Source organism: Anabaena sp. UHCC 0451 (assembly GCF_034931405.1).
Classification (GTDB): Bacteria; Cyanobacteriota; Cyanobacteriia; order Cyanobacteriales; family Nostocaceae; genus RDYJ01.
This window is the reverse complement of the sequence record NZ_JAYGHA010000034.1, coordinates 1-21,001: the sequence shown is the minus strand read 5'-3', so window position 1 is coordinate 21,001 and position 21,001 is coordinate 1. Positions and strand designations below refer to the sequence as shown.

The window sequence follows — 21,001 nt, the reverse complement described above, 5'->3', positions numbered from 1 at the left end:
TAAGAACATTGAATTGGTAGATGCACCCTGATAACTAATCTCCCCTAGCTGGCTAACACCGACTGGGGGTTTTTTGTAGGCAAGATTGAGTTGGCTGTAAGTGCTGCTCTCTCTTGTTGCCACTAGGTATGGAATCCTAGTTTACTCCTGTTTTCTGCTAAATGCCAAGCCTAATTTCCGAATTGCTTTGATTTTATTTTCAGCCAAAGCCCAAGTTCAGAATGATTACCGCGATATATAATAGGACTCTTAATAATTTCTATATAATTAATGCCTGTGTAAGTCTCTAACTATTTGTTAGCATTTTATGACTAAATAAAAGAAAAATTTCCTCAAAATTGAGAATTATTAAAAACAAATGAGTTTAGCAGTGATTAAGTTCTCTTCTGAAGATTGCGGCATCTGCCACAAGATGTCTTTTTATGACAAAAAGGTGGCTGAAGAACTGGGTTTGCAATTTATTGATGTGAAAATGCAGGATACGGCGACTTATCGTAAATATCGGAAAATTTTGCTGAGTCAATACCCTGATAAATCCCAAATGGGATGGCCTACCTATATCATAAGCGATTCTCCCGATGGAGAATTTCAGATTGTTGGTGAAGTTAAAGGCGGACATCCCAAAGGCGAGTTTAGAAGCCGTATCCAAGAAGTTTTGGATGCAGTTGCTAGTCAGAATTAATCACCTCAAAGGATTTTACCTCTAAAACCGGACCAATCATGGCGATTGTCATCATGTCATCGCGTACTTGTCCGGTGACTTTGGCTGTTTGTCCTGACTTGAGCAAATTTTTGTCCGCACTTTTAGGAATTTCGTAGGTAACGCCATCGTCTGTAACGAAAGCCCAAGCGCCAAGTCCAATGTTTCGACGTTCTATTTTACCTGTGGCTGTAATCATAAAAAAATTGGTGATTGGTGATTGGTAATTGGTAATTGGTGATTGGTGATTGGTGATTGGTGATTGGTGATTGGTGATTGGTGATTGTTGATTGGGAATTAATCCTTGAAAATCTTGATATGCTTTGTGATGCACGAAAATAAATCTTCCCAGTCCCTAGTCCCCAGTCCCCAGTCCCCAGTCCCCAGTCCCCAGTCCCTAAGCTGGTTGTTCGTCGTTTTTCAAAGCTAAACGTGCTAGTCCGTAACACAGTAGGGCATTGACGATGAGGAAAATGCGAGCTAAATTACCATCTCCCAAGCCCCAAACGGTGGGATCATAAATAGCACTGATTGTTAAACAGGCAGCTATACCTAAAGTAGAACCAATGGCGAACCATTTCCATGTGGGATGTCCTAACAGCAATGCTATTAAAATGATGGGAATTAAGACACTGGCAAAGAGGGGATTTAAAGCACCTGTTCCCTGTATACTGTTGCCTAGTTCGGGAATGGAACTGCCCAAAAGCCGGAAAGGCCACTGGGGAAGGTCAAAGATATAAATTCCTCTGAGGAAGAATAAACCAGAACTACCAAATATTAAGCCACTGGATAAGGACCAACTCCAAGCAAAGGGGAAGTAAACCCGTAAAAACCAAGCGAGGAGATAGGAACCGACTACCATTAATATTTTCGGGACTAAGGCGACAACACCGCCATCAATCCAAAAACCAGGGTTGATATAGCCGTTATCCCGTAACCACCGGAAAAAGTCGGGAAAACTAATTTGTCCTTCACTAGCAAGTTTAACGGCTGCTTCGGCGTTAATTTGTCCAGCACCATAGTAGTTTAAACCGTCATCTTGAATGACTCTAGCTGACTGTTTGAGGACTTTTAAAATTTCCTCTGGTTCTGTAACTCCGGCTGCTTTGACTAATGCTGCTACTCCTGCAACGTGGGGGGCGGCCATACTTGTACCTTGGAGTCCCAAAAATACGCCTTCGCCGTTTTCGTTGATGGTTTCTTGGAGTATTGCACCTGCTTCACTTCCACCAGGGGCGGAAATATCTACACCTGCACCAAAGTTAGAATAGGGCGCTTTTTCGCCATCTGGTCCAAAGGCGGAAACACCAATAACGTGAGGATAACGGGCGGGATAGCTTGAACCATCGGTACTTTCGTTACCTGCGGCGGCGATAATGACTACACCTTTTTTGTAGGCGTATTCGATGGCTTCTTTCATTAACTGGCTTTCACCACCACCACCTAAGCTCATGTTAATTACGTCTGCACCGTTGTTGGCGGCAAATTTGATGGCTTCGGCAATGTCGGCTACTGTTCCACCACCATCTGCACTTAATACTTTTAAGGGCATGAGGTTGGCTTCGTAGGCTACTCCGGCTACACCATATTTATTATTGGTGGCTTGGGCTACTGTACCGGCTACATGGGTTCCATGGCCATTGTCGTCTTTGGCTGTTTCGGTGTCGTTAACAAAGTCGTAGCCTTTGACGAACTTTGTCTCATACAAGTCCCGGACTTTCGTAATACCGGTGTCAATGACTGCTACTGTAACGCCGCTACCTTTGGTGCGAGTCCATGCGCCTTCTACGCCAATTTTGTGCAGGTTCCACTGTTTGCTGTAATATTGGTCGTTTGGACCGGTTAATGAGGGAGTTGTTTCTTCATCCCCTTCTTGGGGACGTAGAAAGTCTCCTAACCAGGCTGTTTCGCCAATGGGAACTGCTTTATAAATATAGTTAGGCTCAATGAATTCTGTGGTGTTGGCGAATGGTGATTTTCTCAGGTCTTGCAACCGTTGGCGATCGCCTTTGATAATATAGACATTATCGGCCGCTGAAAATTTGTTATCCAGTCGGGGTGTAACGTTATATTGTTGAGATATGGCTTGTAAATCCTTTCGGATGACAGTTTCTCCAATATCTTCCCGAAAATCCATTAAAATTGTCTCAAATTCACCTTTGGTTGCCAATCCCTGGAAATTCAGGAAACCGAAAATGGCAGCAACCAAGCCGATGACAAACAAGCACAATAATATAAGTCTTCTCATATCAACTCATCACCGCTTTTTGTCAGTTTGCACACTACCATAACTCATATCTTGCAGTATTAGGTGTCATTGTTTCTAGGAAAATGATGCGTCTTTGTCAAAGAATTTAGCCAGTGCTTGCATGAAATTAAGACACTGCTCTGAAGTCATGGTCTGTGGTTGTAAGGTATTAGATGCAGAATACTTTAAAATTAAATTTCTCACTTGCTGAGAGTTTAAATCACTCAAGTTTACTGCTTTCATTGACCAAACGCCAAAAATCCGACTTTCGATGGGTACACATTCAATCAATTCAGGATTATTGTGGCGTGTGTCTAGGGAAATGCGATGGTAAGTTTTACTAACTACTGTGCGATAGCGAAGCGCTCCGCAGGAATCGCCTTCTAATATCTGCAAAAATATAGAATCACCATAACAGAGTAGTCCTGTAATACCCTCCAATTGGTTGTTTTTTTCAGATTTCTCCATGATATCTTTGAGATCGTGATACCCCAGATTAGGTTTTCCATGACTACTGTAAATTAGTCGGTATAAACTCATATCATCTCCTGCTTGTATGGTGTAATAGCGTTATTGTCTATTGGCATAAAATGAGGAAAATCCAAAAAATAATTATGCACCCATGCGCTTAAAGTAATGGGATATTTTTTGATTTGATGGGAAATTCCTGGCAACACCCTCAATATTGATATTATGTATCAAATTTGGATTTTTAACTTACAGATAATTACTGAGTTTAGCAGTATCTGATTACATTGATTTTTATAAAAATACTAGTATTGCATATAGCGGTGTGCAGTTGAGTCACATCCACAAAATTTGATGTTTTATTTGATATTTTATAATTATCGACTAGCTAAAGCTAAGGTTATAATTTGAATAGGTTTATGAATGTTAAACTATGCCAAATTAGATTTATCAATTGATGTTTGGCATATTTGAATATTTGAAACATAGAGGAGATGAGAATAAACTCTATGCTCTTAGTCTGTTCTTTAATTACGAATTACGAATTATTATGGAACGTGGTCTTTTGTGGTTGCCTCTGTTAGTAGCATTTTTCTGGTTAGCTTGGCAAGGTTCACAGGAATATCAGAAACTGGAAGCTTATCGAATTTGGGCAGAACAATTTGAACGAGCTAAATATGATATTTATGCTGTTATTGGTCAAAAAGGTAATGATATCACTTGGGGAAAACCAACAACTAAAGGACCAATTCAATTAGAAACTTTTTGTTTATTTGATGTTGAAGAAATCCGGTTTTTGGTAAATGATAAACCAGTAGAAATAAAAAATCCACCATTAAAAGGTCGTACTATTGAGTTAGAATTTGTATTTTCTAAATCTGTTAAATCAGTTAAAATTCCTTTTACAGAGATACCTTTAGCAGCAGAATGGGGTAAATTTTTGCAGAGATTTTTGCACAATTTACAAGCAGAAGAGCAACAATAATTGATGTTATTAATCAGCATTCTGTTGGTGAATAGGGATTTTAATTACAAATTTTGAACCTTTACCAATAGATGAAATACAATTTAAAGAACCCCGGTGTTGTTCGGTGACAATTTGATGGCTGATAGATAAACCTAAACCAGTACCTTTACCTACAGGTTTTGTGGTATAGAAGGGGTCAAAAATCCTTTGTCGCACTTCCTCTGACATACCCAAACCATTATCACCTATGTGAATAATGATTTCCTGGGGATTGACGATTTTAGTAGTGATGCTAATTTGCGGATTTGGTATTTCCGATGTAGAATTTTGGATTCCTATCCCTTCTAAGGCATCTATAGCATTAACTAAAATATTCATAAATACTTGATTTAAGTGTCCTGCGTAGCACTCTATTAATGGTAGATTGCTATATTTTTTAATGACTGTAATTGGAAGATAATTATTTTCGTGATGCAGACGATGTTCTAAAATCATTAAGGCGCTGTCTATACCTTCATGAATATCAACATATTTTAATGATGCTTGGTCTAGACGGGAAAATGTGCGTAGAGAATCAACTATTTGACGAATACGTTCTGCTCCAACTTGCATAGAACATATTAGTTTCGGTAAGTCTGCTTGTAAAAATTCAAGTTCAATTATTTGATTTTGTTCAAGAATTTCGGGAGTAGAATCTGGGTAATTTTTTTGGTATAATGACAGCAGTTTTAATAAATCTTGAAGATTTTTATTGGCATGAATTAAGTTACCATAAATAAAGTTAATGGGGTTATTAATTTCATGGGCAACTCCGGCTACTAATTGACCTAAAGAAGACATTTTTTCACTATGAATTAATTGAGATTGAGTGCGTCGAAGTTGTTGAAGAGTTTGTTCTAATTCTAGTGTGCGCTGTCTGAGTTTAGTTTCTGATGCTTTTAACTCTGTTTCGGCTTGATGACGGTCTGTAATATCCCTAGCAACGCCTAGCAGAGCGAAAATTTCTCCTTTGCTATTGCTGAGAGGTATTTTTTTTGTATCTAAAATATAAAAACTTCCATCACAACAAGGAATGGGATCATAATGATTATGAATTGTTTCTCCAGCAATGACAAGTTGATCATCTTGGCGGAAACCACGAATTTTTTTATCAGGATTCCCAAATACTATTTCTGTGGGTAAATTTATTTCTACATCATCTTTTCCAATCATTTCTTCAGATGTTTTACCTAGCGAATGAGCGACGGTATCATTAACTAAAAGATAACGATAGTTTTTATCTTTGACAAAAATCCAATCAATGGCTTTATCAATGATCATTTTGTATAAGTAAGATTGTTCTTCTGTTTTTTGTAATTGTTTTTCTAATTCTGTATTTATTTGTTTATATTCTTCAAGTTCTTGTTGTAATTGGTTTTTCTGTTCTAAGGCTTTTTCGAGTTCAGCAACTCGTTGACGTAAAAATTCAATTTCCTCATCTGGGGATTGATTAGACATAAGACAGTAATATAGATGTATTTTTAATATTGATATTTAATCATCATGGCAACGAAAAAGACATTTACACCTGTAGCTTTAACTATTGCTGGTTCTGACAGTGGTGGAGGTGCGGGTATTCAAACCGATTTAAGAACTTTTGCATTTCACTGTGTTCACGGAACTAGTGCTATTACTTGCGTTACAGCCCAAAATACTCTAGGTGTAAGCCGAGTTGATGCCATGCCCTCAGAGGCTGTTATAGCACAAATTCGGGCGGTAGTTGAGGATATTGGTGTGCAATCTGCGAAAACGGGAATGCTACTCAACCAGGAAATTATTTTGGCTGTAGCACAGGAAGTCGCGGCTTTACAAATTAAGAATTTGGTAGTTGATCCGGTAATGGTATCACGGACGGGGGCGCAATTGATTGATGATGATGCTGTAAAAACTTTGTGTGATGAATTGATTCCTCAAGCAACTATCATTACACCAAATCGTTATGAAGCACAGATTTTAAGTGGGTTAGAAATTGTTTCTCTGGAAGATATGCAAAAAGCTGCTCAAGTTATACACGAAAATTTAGATATAAAAGCAGTTTTGGTTAAGGGTGGGGGAATGTCTGGGAGTTTGCGCGGGGTGGATGTGTGGTTTGATGGGGAAAGATTGGAAGTTTTGAAGACAAAACAGGTAGAGACGAAAAATACTCATGGAACTGGTTGTACTTTGTCTGCTGCTATTACTGCTAATTTAGCTTGGGGTAAAGATTTGTGGACAGCAGTACAAGAAGCAAAAGAATATGTGACTACTGCACTTACTTATTCTTTGGATATTGGTAAGGGACCTGGACCTGTGGGGCATTTTTTCCCGTTGTTGGAAAAATAAATGTCTGAATCAGGATGTCCAGGATTAAAGGATTAACAGGATGGAATATCTGTTTTCATCCTTTTTCAAGCAATTTGCTTATAAATATTTAATATATAATCTACCATATCACCCACATAGTATCAAACTATGAATTCCCCTGTTCCTGAAAATTATCAATATCAATTTGGTGGGAGTCTTTCACCTAATGCACCTACCTACGTCACACGCAAAGCTGATGATGATTTATATCAAGCGGTGAAAGCTGGGGAGTTTTGTTTTGTGCTGAACTCTCGACAGATGGGAAAATCAAGTTTGCGAGTAAAAACAATGCAAAAATTACAAGCGGAAAATATTGCTTGTGTGGCTATAGATTTAACTGCAATTGGTACATCTGGCTTAACTTCTGAACAGTGGTATAATGGCATTATTAATAATATAACTGAAAGTTTAAAATTAGCAGATAAATTTGATTTAGATGCTTTATGGGAAGAGAATAAACGACTTTCTCCCGTACAAATTTTTGGTAAGTTTATTGATAAAGTCTTAAAAATAATTTCTACACAGATTGTTATTTTTATTGATGAAATTGATAGTATTCTGAGTTTAGATTTTCCTGTTGATGATTTTTTTGCTTTAATTCGGGCATTTTTTAATCTCAGAGTTGATAATCCTGAATATAACCGCATTACTTTTGTATTGTTGGGAGTTGCTACCCCTTCGGAATTAATTCAAGATAAAAAACGCACTCCTTTTAATATTGGTAAAGGTATCGAATTAACCGGATTTGAATTTACTGAAGCTTTACCTTTAATTCGCGGATTTTCTCATTTAACTAGCAACCCGGAAACGGTACTCAAAGAGATTTTAGCTTGGACGGGAGGACAGCCATTTTTAACTCAGAAAATATGTAATTTTATCCGTGAATCTCAAGATATAATTCCCGATGGAGAAGAAGCTAGTTTTGTAGAGAATTTAGTCAGAGAAAGAATGATTGAAAATTGGGAATCTCAAGATGAACCGGAACATTTTAAAACCATTCGAGATAGAATTTTAAAAAGAGATGAACAAAAAACAGCTTATTTATTAGATTTATATCAACAAATTTGGCATTCTGGAGAAATTGATGCTGATAATAGTATTGAACAAAGTGATTTACAGTTAGCGGGAATTGTTGTTAAAAAAGATAGCAAATTAAAGGTTTATAATCGGATTTATTCTACTATATTTGATAATTTATGGATTGAAAAAAAGTTAGCTGGTTTACGGCCTTATGCAGATAGTTTTCGACAGTGGTTGTTATCAGGTAAAAATGATAAATCTCGATTATTAAGAGGGGAAGCTTTAGCAGAAGCAGAAGGATGGGTAAAGGATAAAAAGTTAGGTTTTGAAGATCAGGAATTTGTATCAGAAAGTCGTAACCAGGAAAAAAAAGAAGAAGCGATTAAAATAGAAGCTGAAGCTAAACAGGAAGCAGAAAAGCAATTACGTATAGCTAAAGAAAAAGTTACTGAAATAGAACGAAATATTTCTAAAATTAGGGATTTATCAGCAGTTGCTTCTCAACTTCAACAAAACAACCAAGTCAATGAAGCTAATCAATTTTTAAATATTGCAGGGTTAGTTTTGCAAGAAAAAATTGAAAATCATGCACTTAAAGAAGCTTTATTAGATAGTTCTCTAGTTTTAGGATATGAATATTTAAAGATAGAAAAAAAATATATTAAAGCCAAAGAAGAATTCGATAAAAGTTTTAAAAAAATACCAAAAGAAAATAAAAACAGTAACAATAATGCTAGTTATTTAGCCGTATTAGTCTATATTTATTATGTGAAAGGGAAATTAGAAAAAGAATCAAATAAAGCCTTAGATAATTACAAGATAGCTTTTGAAAAATTTAATATTTTACAATCTTGTTTTCAATCTAATCTTGAATTATTTACTTTAGACCTCAATATTCTCTACAATGGTAATATTGATATTGTAGCTTTGCTTTATCATCAACTTAATGGTTTAGATAGCTCAAATACAGCTTATAATGAATCATTCAAAGTATATTTATTGAATGAACTAGATTATTTAATGCAGAACAATAGATGGAAAGATGCAGATGAAAAAAATTGGCAGTTTCTTCTTGTTTCAGCTAAAAGAGAAAAACAAGGTTATTTAGAATTAAATGACATTAAAAATTTTAAGTATAATGATTTGAAACAATTAGATAGTCTTTGGGTAGAGAACTCTCAAGAACATTTTGGTTATAGCATACAAAAGAGAATATACCTGGAAACAGGCAATTATTTAAATTTTGATGATTGGTATCAGGGAGAATTAAATTGGGAAAGAATAAGAATAGAGGGTGAAGAATGGGTTAATTTTACAGACACAGTGGGATGGACAGAAAAGACATATTATAGAAAATATGAAGAACTGGGTTGGGAAGATATGAAAAACTTAGACACATACAAGCTATATGGTACAATACCGTATTGGCATGGGGGTGGGGGGTTTGAGAAAAAGAGTCTTTTTACGGATTTTTTAATAGTATTTTTTCATCATATCTTCTCTCTTCTTACAGAGACTGTGGTGACATGAGAACTGTATCCTAGTATTAAGTCTGGTTTTGGTCATGGCATCAGATAACTGCTAACTTTTACTGGAAGAAATCATTATGCTATCAGTTGAGGAATTAATTCAAGAAGCCTTATCTTTACCAAATGCTACCAGAGTATTGTTAGTAGAAAAACTCATTGAAAGTATAGAATCTGAGATTGATGAAAACACCCAAAATCTTTGGAATATAGAAGCTAAAAAACGCCGTGATGAAATTCGTAATCATACAGTTGAGGCAATTCCTGGAAAAGAAGCTTTATCTCAAGTCAACTGATTAAGATTCTCCAGCTAATCTGAGAACATCATTAATAATATTATCTGTCAACCACATTCCTTGTTGACGTAACATGGTAATCACAGGAGTAACAGAAGACAAATAACCAAGTTTTTTCGCTTTTACTAAAACCCCAAGTGTGCCTGTATATTTTAATTTATATATATTAGCCATGCGTCTAGCTAATTGGTCATCAAAAATCAATAAACTGCCAGGATTTTCCAATCCTAAAGCTAAAACTTCTGCTTCTCCTTGTCCTAAATCTATCACAGCAGGAATTAAGCTAATTGATTTTACTGGAGTAATGGAAATCCATTCAATAGCATTAATATCTGGTACATTGATTCCTTGATTTTTTCCAACTGCTAATTCTTGTATTACCGCAGGAGCGGTTAAAATTTCACTATACAAGTTTTGCAGTAATTCTAAACAGCCAACTTGATGCAGATACAATAGAGGAGAAGTATTGACAATAACTAGAGAATTAGGCATTGTTAACATCTTGTTCTAACTGTTGAGAAGTTAAAGAAAAAGGTGAAACTTGATAGCGTCCCAAAGTCATTAAAAATTCTACCCGTGACATTCCTGCTAATTGTGCTGCTCTTCCTGATGACAGTTTACCAAGTTCAAACAGTTTGACTGCTGCTAAAATTGGTATTTCTCTAGATAAAGTTTCTGGGGTTTCTTTGAGACTAATTAAAATTTCTTCAGGTATTTCTAAGGATACGCTACTCATAGTTTTATAGTTGGTTAATAGGTTTTAGGTTAGCTTTGCAAGATATATGATATAATTTATTGCTGTTAACCTAATTAACTCTACTATACTATGGTTTTTAACTTTTTTAAGGAACTTTTCGGTAAAACTCCACAACCCGAACCCATCTCAGCACCCACAGAAAAAACAGGTTTAATCAAAATCTCAGGATGTGACAACCCCAAACGCAAGGGAAATATAATTTTTGTTCATGGTTTAGGTGGTGATGCACGGAAAACATGGCATCCTGAAGAATTAGATAATGATGATAATTTCTGGCCGATGTGGTTGGGGAAAGAACGACCAGATTTAGGAATTTGGTCTTTTGGTTACAACGCTGCACCCTTTGAGTGGAAAGGTCAAACAATGCCACTTTTTGATCGTGCGAGTAATTTATTAAAATATTTAGCAGTTAATGATATTGGTGAACGTCCGATAATTTTCATCACTCATAGCATGGGTGGTTTATTAGTAAAAGAAATGTTGCGAAATGCTCAAACTTTTAATAAAAAAACTAACAATAAAAAAGTTATTGAACAAACTAAAGGTATTGTATTTTTATCCACTCCTCACACTGGATCTCATTTAGCTAATTTAGTCACAAATATTGGTACTTTTACACGAAATACTATTAGTGTTGAAGAATTAAAATCACATATTCCTCAATTGCGTCAATTGAATGAATGGTATCGGCAAAATGTTGATGTAATGGAAATTGCGACAGAAGTTTATTATGAGACAAAACCAATTTTCACAATTTTAGTTGTTGACCCAGATAGTGCTAACCCAAATATTCAAGATGTTCAACCAACTGCTACGGATGATGATCATATTTCTATCACTAAGCCAAAATCACCAAATAATTTAGTTTATAAAGGTGTGAGTCGGTTTATTAAAGAACAGTTATCAATTATTCCTCAAGAAATAAAAAATAATTTACAAAATATTTCTGCTCCTATTCTTTCTAATATTTATATAGCACGTCCAGAAATTGAAGATAAATGTTTTCAATCTATCTTGCAACCAAAAGCATTAATTCGGATTAAATCACCCCATAAAATGGGTAAAACTCATTTAATGAGTCGCATTTTTGATCATGTGAAACAAAAAGGATATAAAACAGTTTCTATTAATTTATGGAGTAAAGAATATTTTGCTGATTTGAATACTTTTTTACAGAGCTTTTGTACAATTCTGAGTTTAGAATTAGGTCTAAAAGAGAAAATAGATGAATTTTGGAATAAACGATTAAGTAGTCAAACTAACTGTACTAATTATTTAAAGAAATATCTATTATCAAATATTGATAGTCCCTTGGTTTTAGGTTTGGATAATATTGATGAAATTTTTCCTTATACTGAAATTACTCAACAATTTTCTGCTTTATTAAGAGCATGGAATGAAAACCCAAATAATGAAGAAAGTTTGCAAAATTTACGTTTAATAATTTCCTATTCTCAAGATGTTTATGTTTCTTTAAATGTGAATCAATCTCCTTTTAATGTGGGTATACCTGTGGAAATAGGAGAATTTAACAACACCCAAACCAAGGAATTAGTAAAACAATATGGTTTAAATTGGTCAGATACAGAAATCAACCAATTAAGAGCAATGAGTGATGGACATCCTTATTTATTAACTACTGCTCTTGATAAAATTACTAAGAATAATCTAACCTTAGAACAGTTTATCAAAATTGCTCCTACTGATGAAAGTCCATACAGAAGTTTTTTGACTGATATTTTACAACAACTAGAAAATGATAGCTTGTTAAAAACAGCAATGCAGCAAGTTATTAAGAGTGATGTGAGTATTCAAATAGATTCTACACAAGCGTTTAAATTACGGAGTTTGGGGTTAATTGAGTTTCAAGGAAATAAAGTTCAGTGTCTTTGTAATTTATATCGTCTTTATTTTCAAGAACGCTTATCATAAGTTAGAAACGTATAATCAAAAAAAATCAAAAAAAAATCAAATAAATATAAAACCCATGATTTAATGATGGGGGTTTCCACACCCTAACCATCACAGTTATTTCATTGCTATTGTATGTTTATCTGTGTTGAGGTAGGTGATTTTTATATTATTCTATAGCCTAGTCTCCGGGATCACCTTATTCTGATAGTATATTTTGTTAATCTAAAGGCATAATTTTAATACCAATATGCAAATGAGAACAACTACAACGAATGTTCACAGTAAACCACCTACTCCCAGCTATTCTCCGTCTGTACCTGTTTACGTTTACCGGGAATTGGTTGCAGAATTAAAAGCAGTACAAGCTAAGTTAGATGTAGTCACTAACCACAATCACAAATTAGCTCAAGAAAATCAACAGCTGCGTCAAGAAATTAACAAAGTTGTTCAATCTTGCTTAGAACTGCAAAAGCTGCTGGAATCTTCTCCACAGAGTTCTCAACCTTCCTCACCAACTAACTTAGATGTAAACAATATACCTGGTTATCAGCCAGTACCCAGAAATAATACTGAAGCTAAAAATACGCCTACACCGCAACGCATACCCCGTAATCATGCTGAGGTAAAATCGACAAAGAAACCGACAGCGAAAACAGCACCTCCTCCACGTCAACCAACTCCCAAACCTGCTAAAAAAATCCGCCGTGAGGCTGTTTCTGTACCGATGATGGATATGAATTTTCCGGTATCAGAAGCAGTGTTTATTGAAGGACAGGAAGTACATTATTATATATCCCCAGAATCTGATTCACAGGGAATTAATGGTGGGTGGTTAGTAATGACTATCTTGTTAATTATGATTACTGGTTTTGGTGCGGGTTATTTAGTTGTGCGTCCTTTGTTGCAAAACCAAAGTCAGAATAATTAAAACTATCTACGAGTTAAACTTTCACCCCAGAAATACTAGATAAATTTACCTTCAACCGTTTAAACATTGCTTCTCTTCCTTCTTTTGCCAAGATATCATCTAAAGGTGTAAGTTGAATTTCTTGCTGATATTTCAACTTTAACGCTGTTTGAATTAACCAATCTGCAACAAAAGGATTTTTTGGTAACAATGGACCATGTGAATATGTTGCGATCGCATTTTGATAAAACGCGCCTTCTGTCCCATCTTCACCATTATTACCTAAGCCGTAAACCACACGCCCCAATGCTTCCACCTTTCCTAATTTAGTGCGTCCACCGTGATTTTCAAACCCAACTAAATAAGGTTTTGTTCCTATCATTGCTGACAATTCTTGTGCGAGACGTGAAGCTGTAACTTCTATGACTAAATTACCAATACAACGTTTAATATTTTCCCCAGGATGAATAGAAACTAAATCTAATATTCCTAAACCTTCTATTCTTTGTCCAAATGCAGGTTCATAATAATTTCCCAATAGTTGAGGAGAACCACAAGTAAAAACGCCCGGTGTCCCATTTTCAATTTTATCCCGCATTGCGTCAGCTTTTGCACCTTGTAAGTCGCGCATGACGATTTCTTGCTGACGGTCTTGTGCGCCTCCACCAACAATTACATCCACTGACTTTATATCATTTGCAGTAGAATTTTGGTCAAGAGGTAATATTGTGACATTGTATCCTCGCCATTGTGCGCGACGTTGAATAGTGATAACATTACCTCTATCACCGTAGGTACTCATCAATTTTGGATATAACCAACCAATAATAATTTCCATAGTTTAAAAACTCCGCAAAAATTCCTATTAATTTGCGTTCAATATTAACTCATTTTTTATATTTTTGCAGATTTTACCTCAACGATAAAAAATACGCCGTACATCAAGTATCGACGTATATAGTTTGCACAATTTAATTGTCGCAAATAGTATCTAGGAAAGAGTTACTTAGGGCTAACTTTATCTATCACCTTGATTTTGCCATCATCTCCCACTGTCCAAACATCGTAAGTACCAATTACATCACCATTAGCATCAACATCTACATCACCGCTTGCGCCTTGGTAATTAATCTTTTTCCCTTCTTTAAGTAACTTCAGTCCTTCACAAACATCGCTGACAGGTGTACCATCACCAGCTGCAACTTCCCGAATTTTACCAGCAATACCCACACCTGTATTTTCCTTAGCTGCTTGGGCTGCTAATACCAATAAAGCGGAAGCATCCCAGGCTTGAGGTGCATATTCTCCTGGTGTACCGCCTTTTTTCTCTTTCCACAATTTATTAAAAGCCTCTAATCCCTTACCGCTAGAACCGGGAACTGTTCCTATCGCCCCAGATAGCAGATATTTGCCATCTGCACCTTTACCGACTTGTTGAGGAAAACTATCTGATTTCACGCCGTCAGTCAGCATAATCTGTACTCCCTTAGCCACACCTTGCTGGTAAGCAGCTTTCAGGAATAAACTACCTGTTTCTGCATACATGACAGCTAATACCGCATCAGGTTTTCCAGCAAAAGCAGCACCCGCTTCTGTTTGAAAGGTTTGGGCTTTGGGGTCATAGCGAACAGGTTTATCTTTATTAACTACAGTTCCACCCAATTTTTCAAAAGTTTGTACAAATGCTTTTTCAAAACCTACGCCATAGTCGTTGTTAATTACAACTGTGGAAACTCTTTTAAAACCTTTTTTCTTAGCAAGTTGGGCTAAAGCTAATGCTTGGTAGGTATCTGGGGGAGCAGTTCGCGCCCAAAAGCCTTTAAAATCGCCTTTTTGGGCTTTTTCTGTAAATACGGGACTGGTGCTACCAGGAGAAACAAGCATGACTTTGTTAGGAGTAGCAACAGAAATAGCAGCTGTAGAGACGCTACTGGCAAAGGAACCAACTACACCAGCAACTTTATCAACTGTTGCTAATTTGGTCATACCTGCTGCACCTGCTTTGGGGTCGGTTTGGTCGTCTACTTCTATTAAAGTGACTGGTTCTCCGTTGACACCACCACAAGCGTTGACTGTTTCGACCATGAGGGGAACTGAACCTACCATTTCTTGACCGATGGAAGCTAAGTCTCCAGTTGTCGGTAACAAACTACCAATTTTTAAACCTTTAGCATTATTGGTTGTGGTAGCAGCAGTGTTGGTTGCTGGAGTGGCTGTGGTGGTTGTGGTTGTAGTGGTATTTTCACAAGCGGAAATTAATAAGCCGCTGACTATGGTAACTAAACTCAGAACTAGGGAAACACTAGATTTTGGCATATATTCCTTTGATTCCTCTCAATGTTGAGGCGCTTGAAAATCAATCAGCAAACTAACCCTTTAGTTTAGTGGCTAATGACTCAGACTCCAAAGGTTAAATAATAGCACTAACCCTTGAAAATCCATGAATAAGTGCTAAATAAAAAAAACCTCGTGAATACTATTAATTACGAGGGTTTTTTAATCTTATCAACGGAGAAGGAGGGATTCGAACCCTCGGATGGACCTTACGATTCCATCAACAGATTAGCAATCTGCCGCTTTCGACCACTCAGCCACCTCTCCAGAGGTCATAGCTAATAATACTAGCAGAGAATTTTTAGTTAGTCAATAGTTTTTTTGGGATTTGTCAGGGAACAGGGAACAGGGGACTGGGAAGATGGGGAAAATATTTACCTTCTGCCTCCTGCCTTCAGCCTCCTGTACGGGCGTTCGCGAAGCGTGCTGGAAGCATCAGCATTCGGGCGACCAATTATCAATTTTTGTCCAAGGCCATTTTCCGAATGCTTCGCCCCTACGACTATAACACTTGCGATCGCATCCAAGCTGCTGGCAAGGTACGCAATTTTTTCCACTGGGGAACATAAGCACGTTGATTGAACACTTCATAATCATTGCGCTCAATCACATCTAAAATCTGTCCATATAGCATAGATGCTGCCCAAACTGGCCAACGGGCATCAGGGGCAAGATAGCTAATTCCCTTATCAGCTTTGGTATAAAATTTGCGGGCGCGGTCAATTTGAAATCGCATTAAGGAACGCCAACGGTCATCTAAAATACCTTGACAAAGTTCTTCTTCGCTATAGTTGAATTTAGCCAAGTCTTCTAGGGGGATATAGATTCTACCCCGGCGTGCATCTTCGCCCACATCGCGGAGAATGTTGGTAAGTTGGTTGGCTATACCCAAAGCGATCGCTTCTTCTGTGGGAACATAAGGTTGTTGGTTTTGATGCCAGGATGCTGTATAGATACTGGTATCTATGCCCATAATCGTAGTTGACATCAATCCTACAGTCCCAGCCACCCGGTAGCAGTAGAGATATAACTCCTCAAAGGTTTGATAGCGACTGCGATATAAGTCCATTCGCTGACCCTCGATCATATCCCGAAAGGGTTGAACATCCAGGGGAAAGCTTTGGAGTGTATCTACTAAAGCTACATCGTAATTATCTAATGGATGTCCCGCAAAAATTGAGTCCAGCTGCTTTTCCCATAGGTCTAGGGTTTCTGGCGTGGTTATAGCAGATGCGGGACCATCGACTAATTCATCTGTACGGCGGCACCAAGCGTATATTGCCCAAACAGATTGACGTTTTGCCGGACTCATCAGCAATGTACCCAGGTAAAAAGTCTTGGCATACTTGGCGGTGAGTTCCTGACAAAGTTTGTAGGACTCGTCTACAGAGACCAGCGTTTTCATGCGCGGGGGGGAATCAGGCAGTTGCAGCATTCGTTGCGGGCGGTCGATTTAGCGTTTGCAGGTTGGAAGAGTTTGCTACCGATGGCGCTTGGGATATCGCCTGTGCTGTTAGCTTACCAGAAAGTACCGCACCTTCCATACTAGCTAGATAACGCTGCATGGTGTAATCCCCAGTTAAATAGAAGTTAGAAATGGGGGTTTCTTGTGAGGGACGGTGCTGTTGACGGCCGGGGGTAGCTTTGTAAACTGAACGTGGCGTTTTCACAACGTGATATTTTAGCAGTTGAGTGGGGTTGTCTGTGCCAAAATGTTGAGGGAAGAGTTTTTCTAACTCGGTGATCGTGGCAGCGACAATTTCTGCATCGGATTTGGATATCCAATCTTGCGCGGGTGCTAGAACTAATTCCAGCATGGAACGGTCGGGATTGGCATATTCACGGCAGGTATTACTCATATCAGCATAAACGCTGAGGAGGGGAGAACGGGAAAATAGCAGATGATCAATATCTGTTAATTTCCGGTCAAACCATAGATGGACATTGATTACTGGCACACCTTCCAAACCTTCTAGCTGGTGGAAAAATTCCATTTCTTGCCAAGGTTTGGGTAATATCACCTTTAAAGGGTCAACTGGCATAGCGGAAACATACAGATCGGCTGTCAATATTTCGTCTTCTGCCCCATCTAAACCCCTGAGTAGGAAGGCTTTCACGCTACCATCTTCGTTGAGCAAAATTTCTTTTAAGGGCGCATTTAACCTTACTTCTCCACCGCGTTCGGTGATGTAGTCGATGATGGGCTGACACAGGCGTTCTGTGGGTGAACCATCCAAGAATGCCATTTTTGAGCCGTTTTTCTCTTGTAGGAAGCGGTTCAGGGCTGTTAACAGTACGGTGGCGGAAATTTCATCTGGGTTGATGAAGTTCAACGCTTTGGACATGGCGATAAAAACTTCTTTTTCCACTCTGGGAGGAATGTTTTGTAGTTTTAACCACTCACTCCAAGAGTATTTATCCATTTCTTCCACATACTTTTGACCTTTGACTATGGCGGGAATTAAACCCAGTCCAAAGCTGATTTTTTCTGGCCATGTCAACATATCATTATTTCCCAGAATCGCCACTACACCATTTAAGGGGGCGGGAATATCGGGAAAATCAAAGCGGCTGTATGTACCTGGTGCTTCTGGTTGATTGAAAATCATGCTGTGTTCTTTCCACTGCAAACGATCTTCAATGTCTAGTTCTTTGAATAACTGCAACATATTAGGATACGCCCCAAAAAAGATATGCAGTCCTGTTTCGTACCAGTCACCATCGGCATCTTTCCAAGCCGCAACCTTTCCACCCACTACGTCCCGGCGTTCTAAGAGAATGGGTGTATATCCTAAGTCTGTGAGATATTTCGCACAAGAAAGCCCTGCTAAACCAGCACCGGCGATAGCTACGCTGCACTTCGTGTTCGCTACTCGCATTTAAACCTACTGTTTTTCAATATTTCTTAATTGTTTTGTCGTTTTCATTATACTTTGCATTCTGTTACATTTTGCCTAGCTTTGGGAAATTGGGGACTGAGGACTGGTGACTGGTGACTGGGGACTGGTGACTAGGGACAGTTAAAAATAAGGATAGAGTAGAGAAAACTTATTCTTTATTTTTTCTGTTATGACTCTATCCCAGTATTTACAAAGCTTTGGTAATCATTTAATTCTCGGTGTTTCTGGTACAACTCTAAGCGATGATGATAAACGGGTTCTCAGTGAATTAAAACCTGTTGGAGTGATATTTTTTGCTAAAAACTTTCTAGATGGTGTATCATACCCAGTTTGGTTAGAAAGTTTTAAAAATCTAATTCAACAAATACGCGAATATACTGAACGCGATTCCCTGTTTACCACTATTGATCATGAAGGTGGAAGGGTTGTCAGGACTCCTTTACCCATTACTCGTTTTCCTTATGCTTATTTGGTGCGATCGCAAGCACATAAAGTAGCAAAAGCAACGGCGTTAGAATTAAAATCATTAGGTATCAATCTTTCTTTTTCTCCCGACGCTGATATTTTTTCTAACCCCCAAAACCCTATTATTGGACCCCGTGCTTTTGGGACAACTCCCGAAACTGCTAGTCAAAGTGCGCGGGAATATTACCAAGGACTCAGGGAAGGGGGTATTCTCGGTTGTGCTAAACATTTTCCTGGACATGGAGACACTAGCACAGATTCCCATCTGGAGTTACCAATATTGGATTTGAGTTTAGAAGATTTGCGAAAACGAGAGTTGATACCTTTTCAAACATTAATTCGAGAACAGATACCGCTAATTATGACAGCACATATTTTGTTCCCGCAAATTGATCCAGAACTTCCCGCTACATTATCTAAAACCATTTTAAATCACATCCTCCGGGAAGAATTAAATTTTCCAGGAGTTGTTGTTTCTGATGATTTAGATATGAAAGCTGTTTCGGATATGTTTATGCAATCGGGAACAGTAGCAAGGGCTTTTAATGCTGGATGTGATTTATTTATAGTATCACGAAATATCAATTCTTCTTCTTTAGAAAGGACATATAAAATAGCAGAAGATTTCGCTAATTGTTTAAATAATGGTAGCTTGAATGAAGAGATAGTAGAAAAGGCGAAAGAGAGAATAGAGAAATTATTGAATATCACACCTCAATATCCAGTTTATCAACTAGAAAAAGAGACTTTAGTTAATCATGCAGAGTTAGCTATTAATTGCTGTTTTGAGTAAACATCTGGTTATAAAGTAGAGACGTTCCATGGAACGTCTCTACAACTTCTCAAAGAAGTCAGGTATCTTGTCATTCATGAATTGGATTAAAAGCCGGATTTATTAGTAGTTGAATCTTAGTGGGAAAAGCCTATAAATCAATCAGTTTTGCTAGTCTTCCCAGCCTTGGTACTGCGCCAATAATGCTTCCTTGTCTGTAATGCTACCAACTTCTGGAGGACTCAAATAAGATATTCCCAAGGCTTTGAGATATCTGTTGTAATTAAACTTACTTTTATCCTCTTTACCACCTTGTTCACCCTGTTCAGCTTGACCACCGTTAATGTTAGCAGCAGTTTCAGAACTGAGATCAGCCAATAATTCATTTTTGATGTTTAACATCTGTTTTTCTCCAAAGTTCACCTGTGTAATCACGTTAATTGAGAACTTATTTGTTATTGCTCAACTAATCGCTTGTTTCTATAGTAAATTTGATTATTTTTAATTACCTCCGAGTTAGATAATTTAACTTAGGTACTAATTTTAATGTTGTCCAATTTCTTCCAGTTATTGATAATAATATAAAAATTCGCTGACATAGATAACGTAAGCTTTACGTTTTCAGGAAATAAGTTTTAGTTGTTTTCTCAATAAGCGAGTTATTTATAAATTAGTTAAACAACATAAGCTTGCAAATCCTGTAAACTTGGAACAGCAAGACTTTTGAGACTTCAACAGAAAAATTTTAATTTTTGTACCTCAGTAATATTCGTATTTGGCAGGTTATGGATTAAGCTTTAAATGAGAAAATGAAATATTTCGTAATAGATCCCCGACTTCTTTGAGAAGTCGGGGATCTGATCCTGATTTGTAAACAAACGTATAAAAGTATTTACAACCAAGCAGCATACATAGTAAAACCAGTAACACCCACACACGACTAACTGGTAACACTACTGGCATGGAAGCACCCCAAGGTCAACAAGAAATCAGCAGCCAACAATTTAGCATCCCAGAAATTGAAACTGACTTAGAAGCAGACCCAGAAATTGAAAAACCCTTTGCCGAGTTCCAGAGTGCAGTATTGGCAGTAGCCATATCACCCCAGGGACGGAGACGTATTGCTGTGGGTTTAGCAGATGGGACTATAGAAATTTGGGATTTGCTAACTCGGACAACGTGGGCAAGTTGCCTGGGTCATACGGGTTCTGTTAACTCAGTGGCCTTTAGTCCTGATGGCAGTATGGTTGTGAGTGGTAGTAGTGATAATACAGTCCGGTTGTGGGATGTCGAAACTGGAGAAGCTATAGGTCAACCTTTCTTTGGTCATACAAGTAATGTCTAC

At 37.5% G+C, this 21,001-nt stretch carries 20 protein-coding genes and 1 tRNA gene; 9 read left to right on the top strand and 12 right to left on the bottom strand.

Features of this window, described 5'->3' with window-relative positions; all coding sequences use genetic code 11:
• Window positions 1–358 precede the first annotated feature (358 nt).
• Window positions 359–682: a thioredoxin family protein gene (locus VB694_RS20825; protein WP_323362244.1), complete on the top strand. Its 324-nt coding sequence runs from the start codon at window positions 359–361 to the stop codon at window positions 680–682.
• Here VB694_RS20825 and VB694_RS20820 read toward each other — a convergent pair.
• The 3 genes from VB694_RS20820 to VB694_RS20810 all read right to left on the bottom strand — a co-directional run bounded on the left by VB694_RS20820 (window position 669) and on the right by VB694_RS20810 (window position 3,488).
• Entirely contained in the window at window positions 669–899 is a 231-nt protein-coding gene (locus tag VB694_RS20820; protein WP_323362283.1) for a hypothetical protein, read from the bottom strand. The two genes, VB694_RS20825 and VB694_RS20820, sit on opposite strands and share 14 nt — an antisense overlap.
• Before the next feature lie 198 nt (window positions 900–1,097).
• Window positions 1,098–2,948 (bottom strand): S8 family peptidase, encoded by a 1,851-nt coding sequence (locus VB694_RS20815; protein WP_323362243.1) that lies wholly within the window; start codon window positions 2,946–2,948, stop codon window positions 1,098–1,100.
• Window positions 2,949–3,023: 75 nt separating this feature from the next.
• Window positions 3,024–3,488, bottom strand: a complete 465-nt coding sequence (locus VB694_RS20810; RefSeq protein WP_323362242.1) for a BLUF domain-containing protein — start codon at window positions 3,486–3,488, stop codon at window positions 3,024–3,026.
• 478 nt (window positions 3,489–3,966) lie between these two features.
• Between VB694_RS20810 and VB694_RS20805 the strand changes: the two genes are divergently transcribed.
• Window positions 3,967–4,401: a hypothetical protein gene (locus VB694_RS20805; protein ID WP_323362241.1), complete on the top strand. Its 435-nt coding sequence runs from the start codon at window positions 3,967–3,969 to the stop codon at window positions 4,399–4,401.
• Window positions 4,402–4,410: 9 nt separating this feature from the next.
• On the opposite strand, the gene VB694_RS20800 is transcribed toward VB694_RS20805, so the two are convergent.
• Window positions 4,411–5,880 carry an ATP-binding protein gene (locus VB694_RS20800; RefSeq protein ID WP_323362240.1) on the bottom strand — a complete coding sequence of 490 codons (1,470 nt, stop codon included), beginning with the start codon at window positions 5,878–5,880 and terminating at the stop codon, window positions 4,411–4,413.
• Window positions 5,881–5,925: 45 nt separating this feature from the next.
• Here VB694_RS20800 and thiD point away from each other — a divergent pair, with 45 nt between their 5' ends.
• The 3 genes from thiD (at window position 5,926) to VB694_RS20785 (ending at window position 9,607) form a co-directional block, all read left to right on the top strand.
• Window positions 5,926–6,744, top strand: coding sequence for a bifunctional hydroxymethylpyrimidine kinase/phosphomethylpyrimidine kinase (gene thiD, locus VB694_RS20795; RefSeq protein WP_323362239.1), 819 nt, complete (start codon window positions 5,926–5,928; stop codon window positions 6,742–6,744).
• 129 nt (window positions 6,745–6,873) lie between these two features.
• A complete protein-coding gene (locus VB694_RS20790; RefSeq protein WP_323362238.1) occupies window positions 6,874–9,315 on the top strand; it encodes an AAA-like domain-containing protein in 2,442 nt (813 codons plus the stop codon).
• 76 nt (window positions 9,316–9,391) lie between these two features.
• Window positions 9,392–9,607, top strand: coding sequence for an addiction module protein (locus VB694_RS20785; RefSeq protein WP_323362237.1), 216 nt, complete (start codon window positions 9,392–9,394; stop codon window positions 9,605–9,607).
• Here VB694_RS20785 and VB694_RS20780 read toward each other — a convergent pair whose 3' ends face one another.
• Window positions 9,608–10,099: a DUF3368 domain-containing protein gene (locus VB694_RS20780; RefSeq protein ID WP_323362236.1), complete on the bottom strand. Its 492-nt coding sequence runs from the start codon at window positions 10,097–10,099 to the stop codon at window positions 9,608–9,610.
• Window positions 10,092–10,343 carry a UPF0175 family protein gene (locus tag VB694_RS20775; RefSeq protein WP_323362235.1) on the bottom strand — a complete coding sequence of 84 codons (252 nt, stop codon included), beginning with the start codon at window positions 10,341–10,343 and terminating at the stop codon, window positions 10,092–10,094. Before VB694_RS20775 ends, VB694_RS20780 begins: the two co-directional genes overlap by 8 nt.
• 90 nt (window positions 10,344–10,433) lie before the next feature.
• Between VB694_RS20775 and VB694_RS20770 the strand changes: the two genes are divergently transcribed.
• Window positions 10,434–12,296 carry an AAA-like domain-containing protein gene (locus VB694_RS20770; protein WP_323362234.1) on the top strand — a complete coding sequence of 621 codons (1,863 nt, stop codon included), beginning with the start codon at window positions 10,434–10,436 and terminating at the stop codon, window positions 12,294–12,296.
• A 235-nt stretch (window positions 12,297–12,531) separates the two neighbouring features.
• Window positions 12,532–13,206, top strand: a complete 675-nt coding sequence (locus tag VB694_RS20765; RefSeq protein ID WP_323362233.1) for a hypothetical protein — start codon at window positions 12,532–12,534, stop codon at window positions 13,204–13,206.
• Window positions 13,207–13,219: 13 nt separating this feature from the next.
• Here VB694_RS20765 and VB694_RS20760 read toward each other — a convergent pair whose 3' ends face one another.
• The 5 genes from VB694_RS20760 to pds all read right to left on the bottom strand — a co-directional run bounded on the left by VB694_RS20760 (window position 13,220) and on the right by pds (window position 18,398).
• Window positions 13,220–14,023 carry a type 1 glutamine amidotransferase gene (locus VB694_RS20760; RefSeq protein WP_323362232.1) on the bottom strand — a complete coding sequence of 268 codons (804 nt, stop codon included), beginning with the start codon at window positions 14,021–14,023 and terminating at the stop codon, window positions 13,220–13,222.
• A 164-nt stretch (window positions 14,024–14,187) separates the two neighbouring features.
• Window positions 14,188–15,501, bottom strand: a complete 1,314-nt coding sequence (locus VB694_RS20755; protein ID WP_323362231.1) for an ABC transporter substrate-binding protein — start codon at window positions 15,499–15,501, stop codon at window positions 14,188–14,190.
• Window positions 15,502–15,694: 193 nt separating this feature from the next.
• Window positions 15,695–15,786: transfer RNA gene (locus tag VB694_RS20750), tRNA-Ser, on the bottom strand.
• A gap of 235 nt (window positions 15,787–16,021) precedes the next feature.
• Complete coding sequence (gene crtB, locus VB694_RS20745; RefSeq protein WP_323362230.1) at window positions 16,022–16,954, bottom strand: 15-cis-phytoene synthase CrtB; 933 nt, start codon at window positions 16,952–16,954, stop codon at window positions 16,022–16,024.
• Complete coding sequence (gene pds / locus VB694_RS20740; RefSeq protein WP_323362229.1) at window positions 16,938–18,398, bottom strand: 15-cis-phytoene desaturase; 1,461 nt, start codon at window positions 18,396–18,398, stop codon at window positions 16,938–16,940. Before pds ends, crtB begins: the two co-directional genes overlap by 17 nt.
• A gap of 190 nt (window positions 18,399–18,588) precedes the next feature.
• On the opposite strand from pds, the gene nagZ reads away from it, so the two are divergent.
• The gene (gene nagZ, locus VB694_RS20735) at window positions 18,589–19,677 is read left to right on the top strand and encodes a beta-N-acetylhexosaminidase (RefSeq protein WP_323362228.1); all 1,089 of its coding nucleotides are present in this window, start codon (window positions 18,589–18,591) and stop codon (window positions 19,675–19,677) included.
• Between the two features lie 150 nt (window positions 19,678–19,827).
• On the opposite strand, the gene VB694_RS20730 is transcribed toward nagZ, so the two are convergent.
• Entirely contained in the window at window positions 19,828–20,058 is a 231-nt protein-coding gene (locus VB694_RS20730; RefSeq protein ID WP_323362227.1) for a hypothetical protein, read from the bottom strand.
• A gap of 559 nt (window positions 20,059–20,617) precedes the next feature.
• Between VB694_RS20730 and VB694_RS20725 the strand changes: the two genes are divergently transcribed.
• Window positions 20,618–21,001 (top strand): WD40 repeat domain-containing protein (locus VB694_RS20725; RefSeq protein WP_416233492.1); only part of this gene is annotated, 384 nt, incomplete at its 3' end.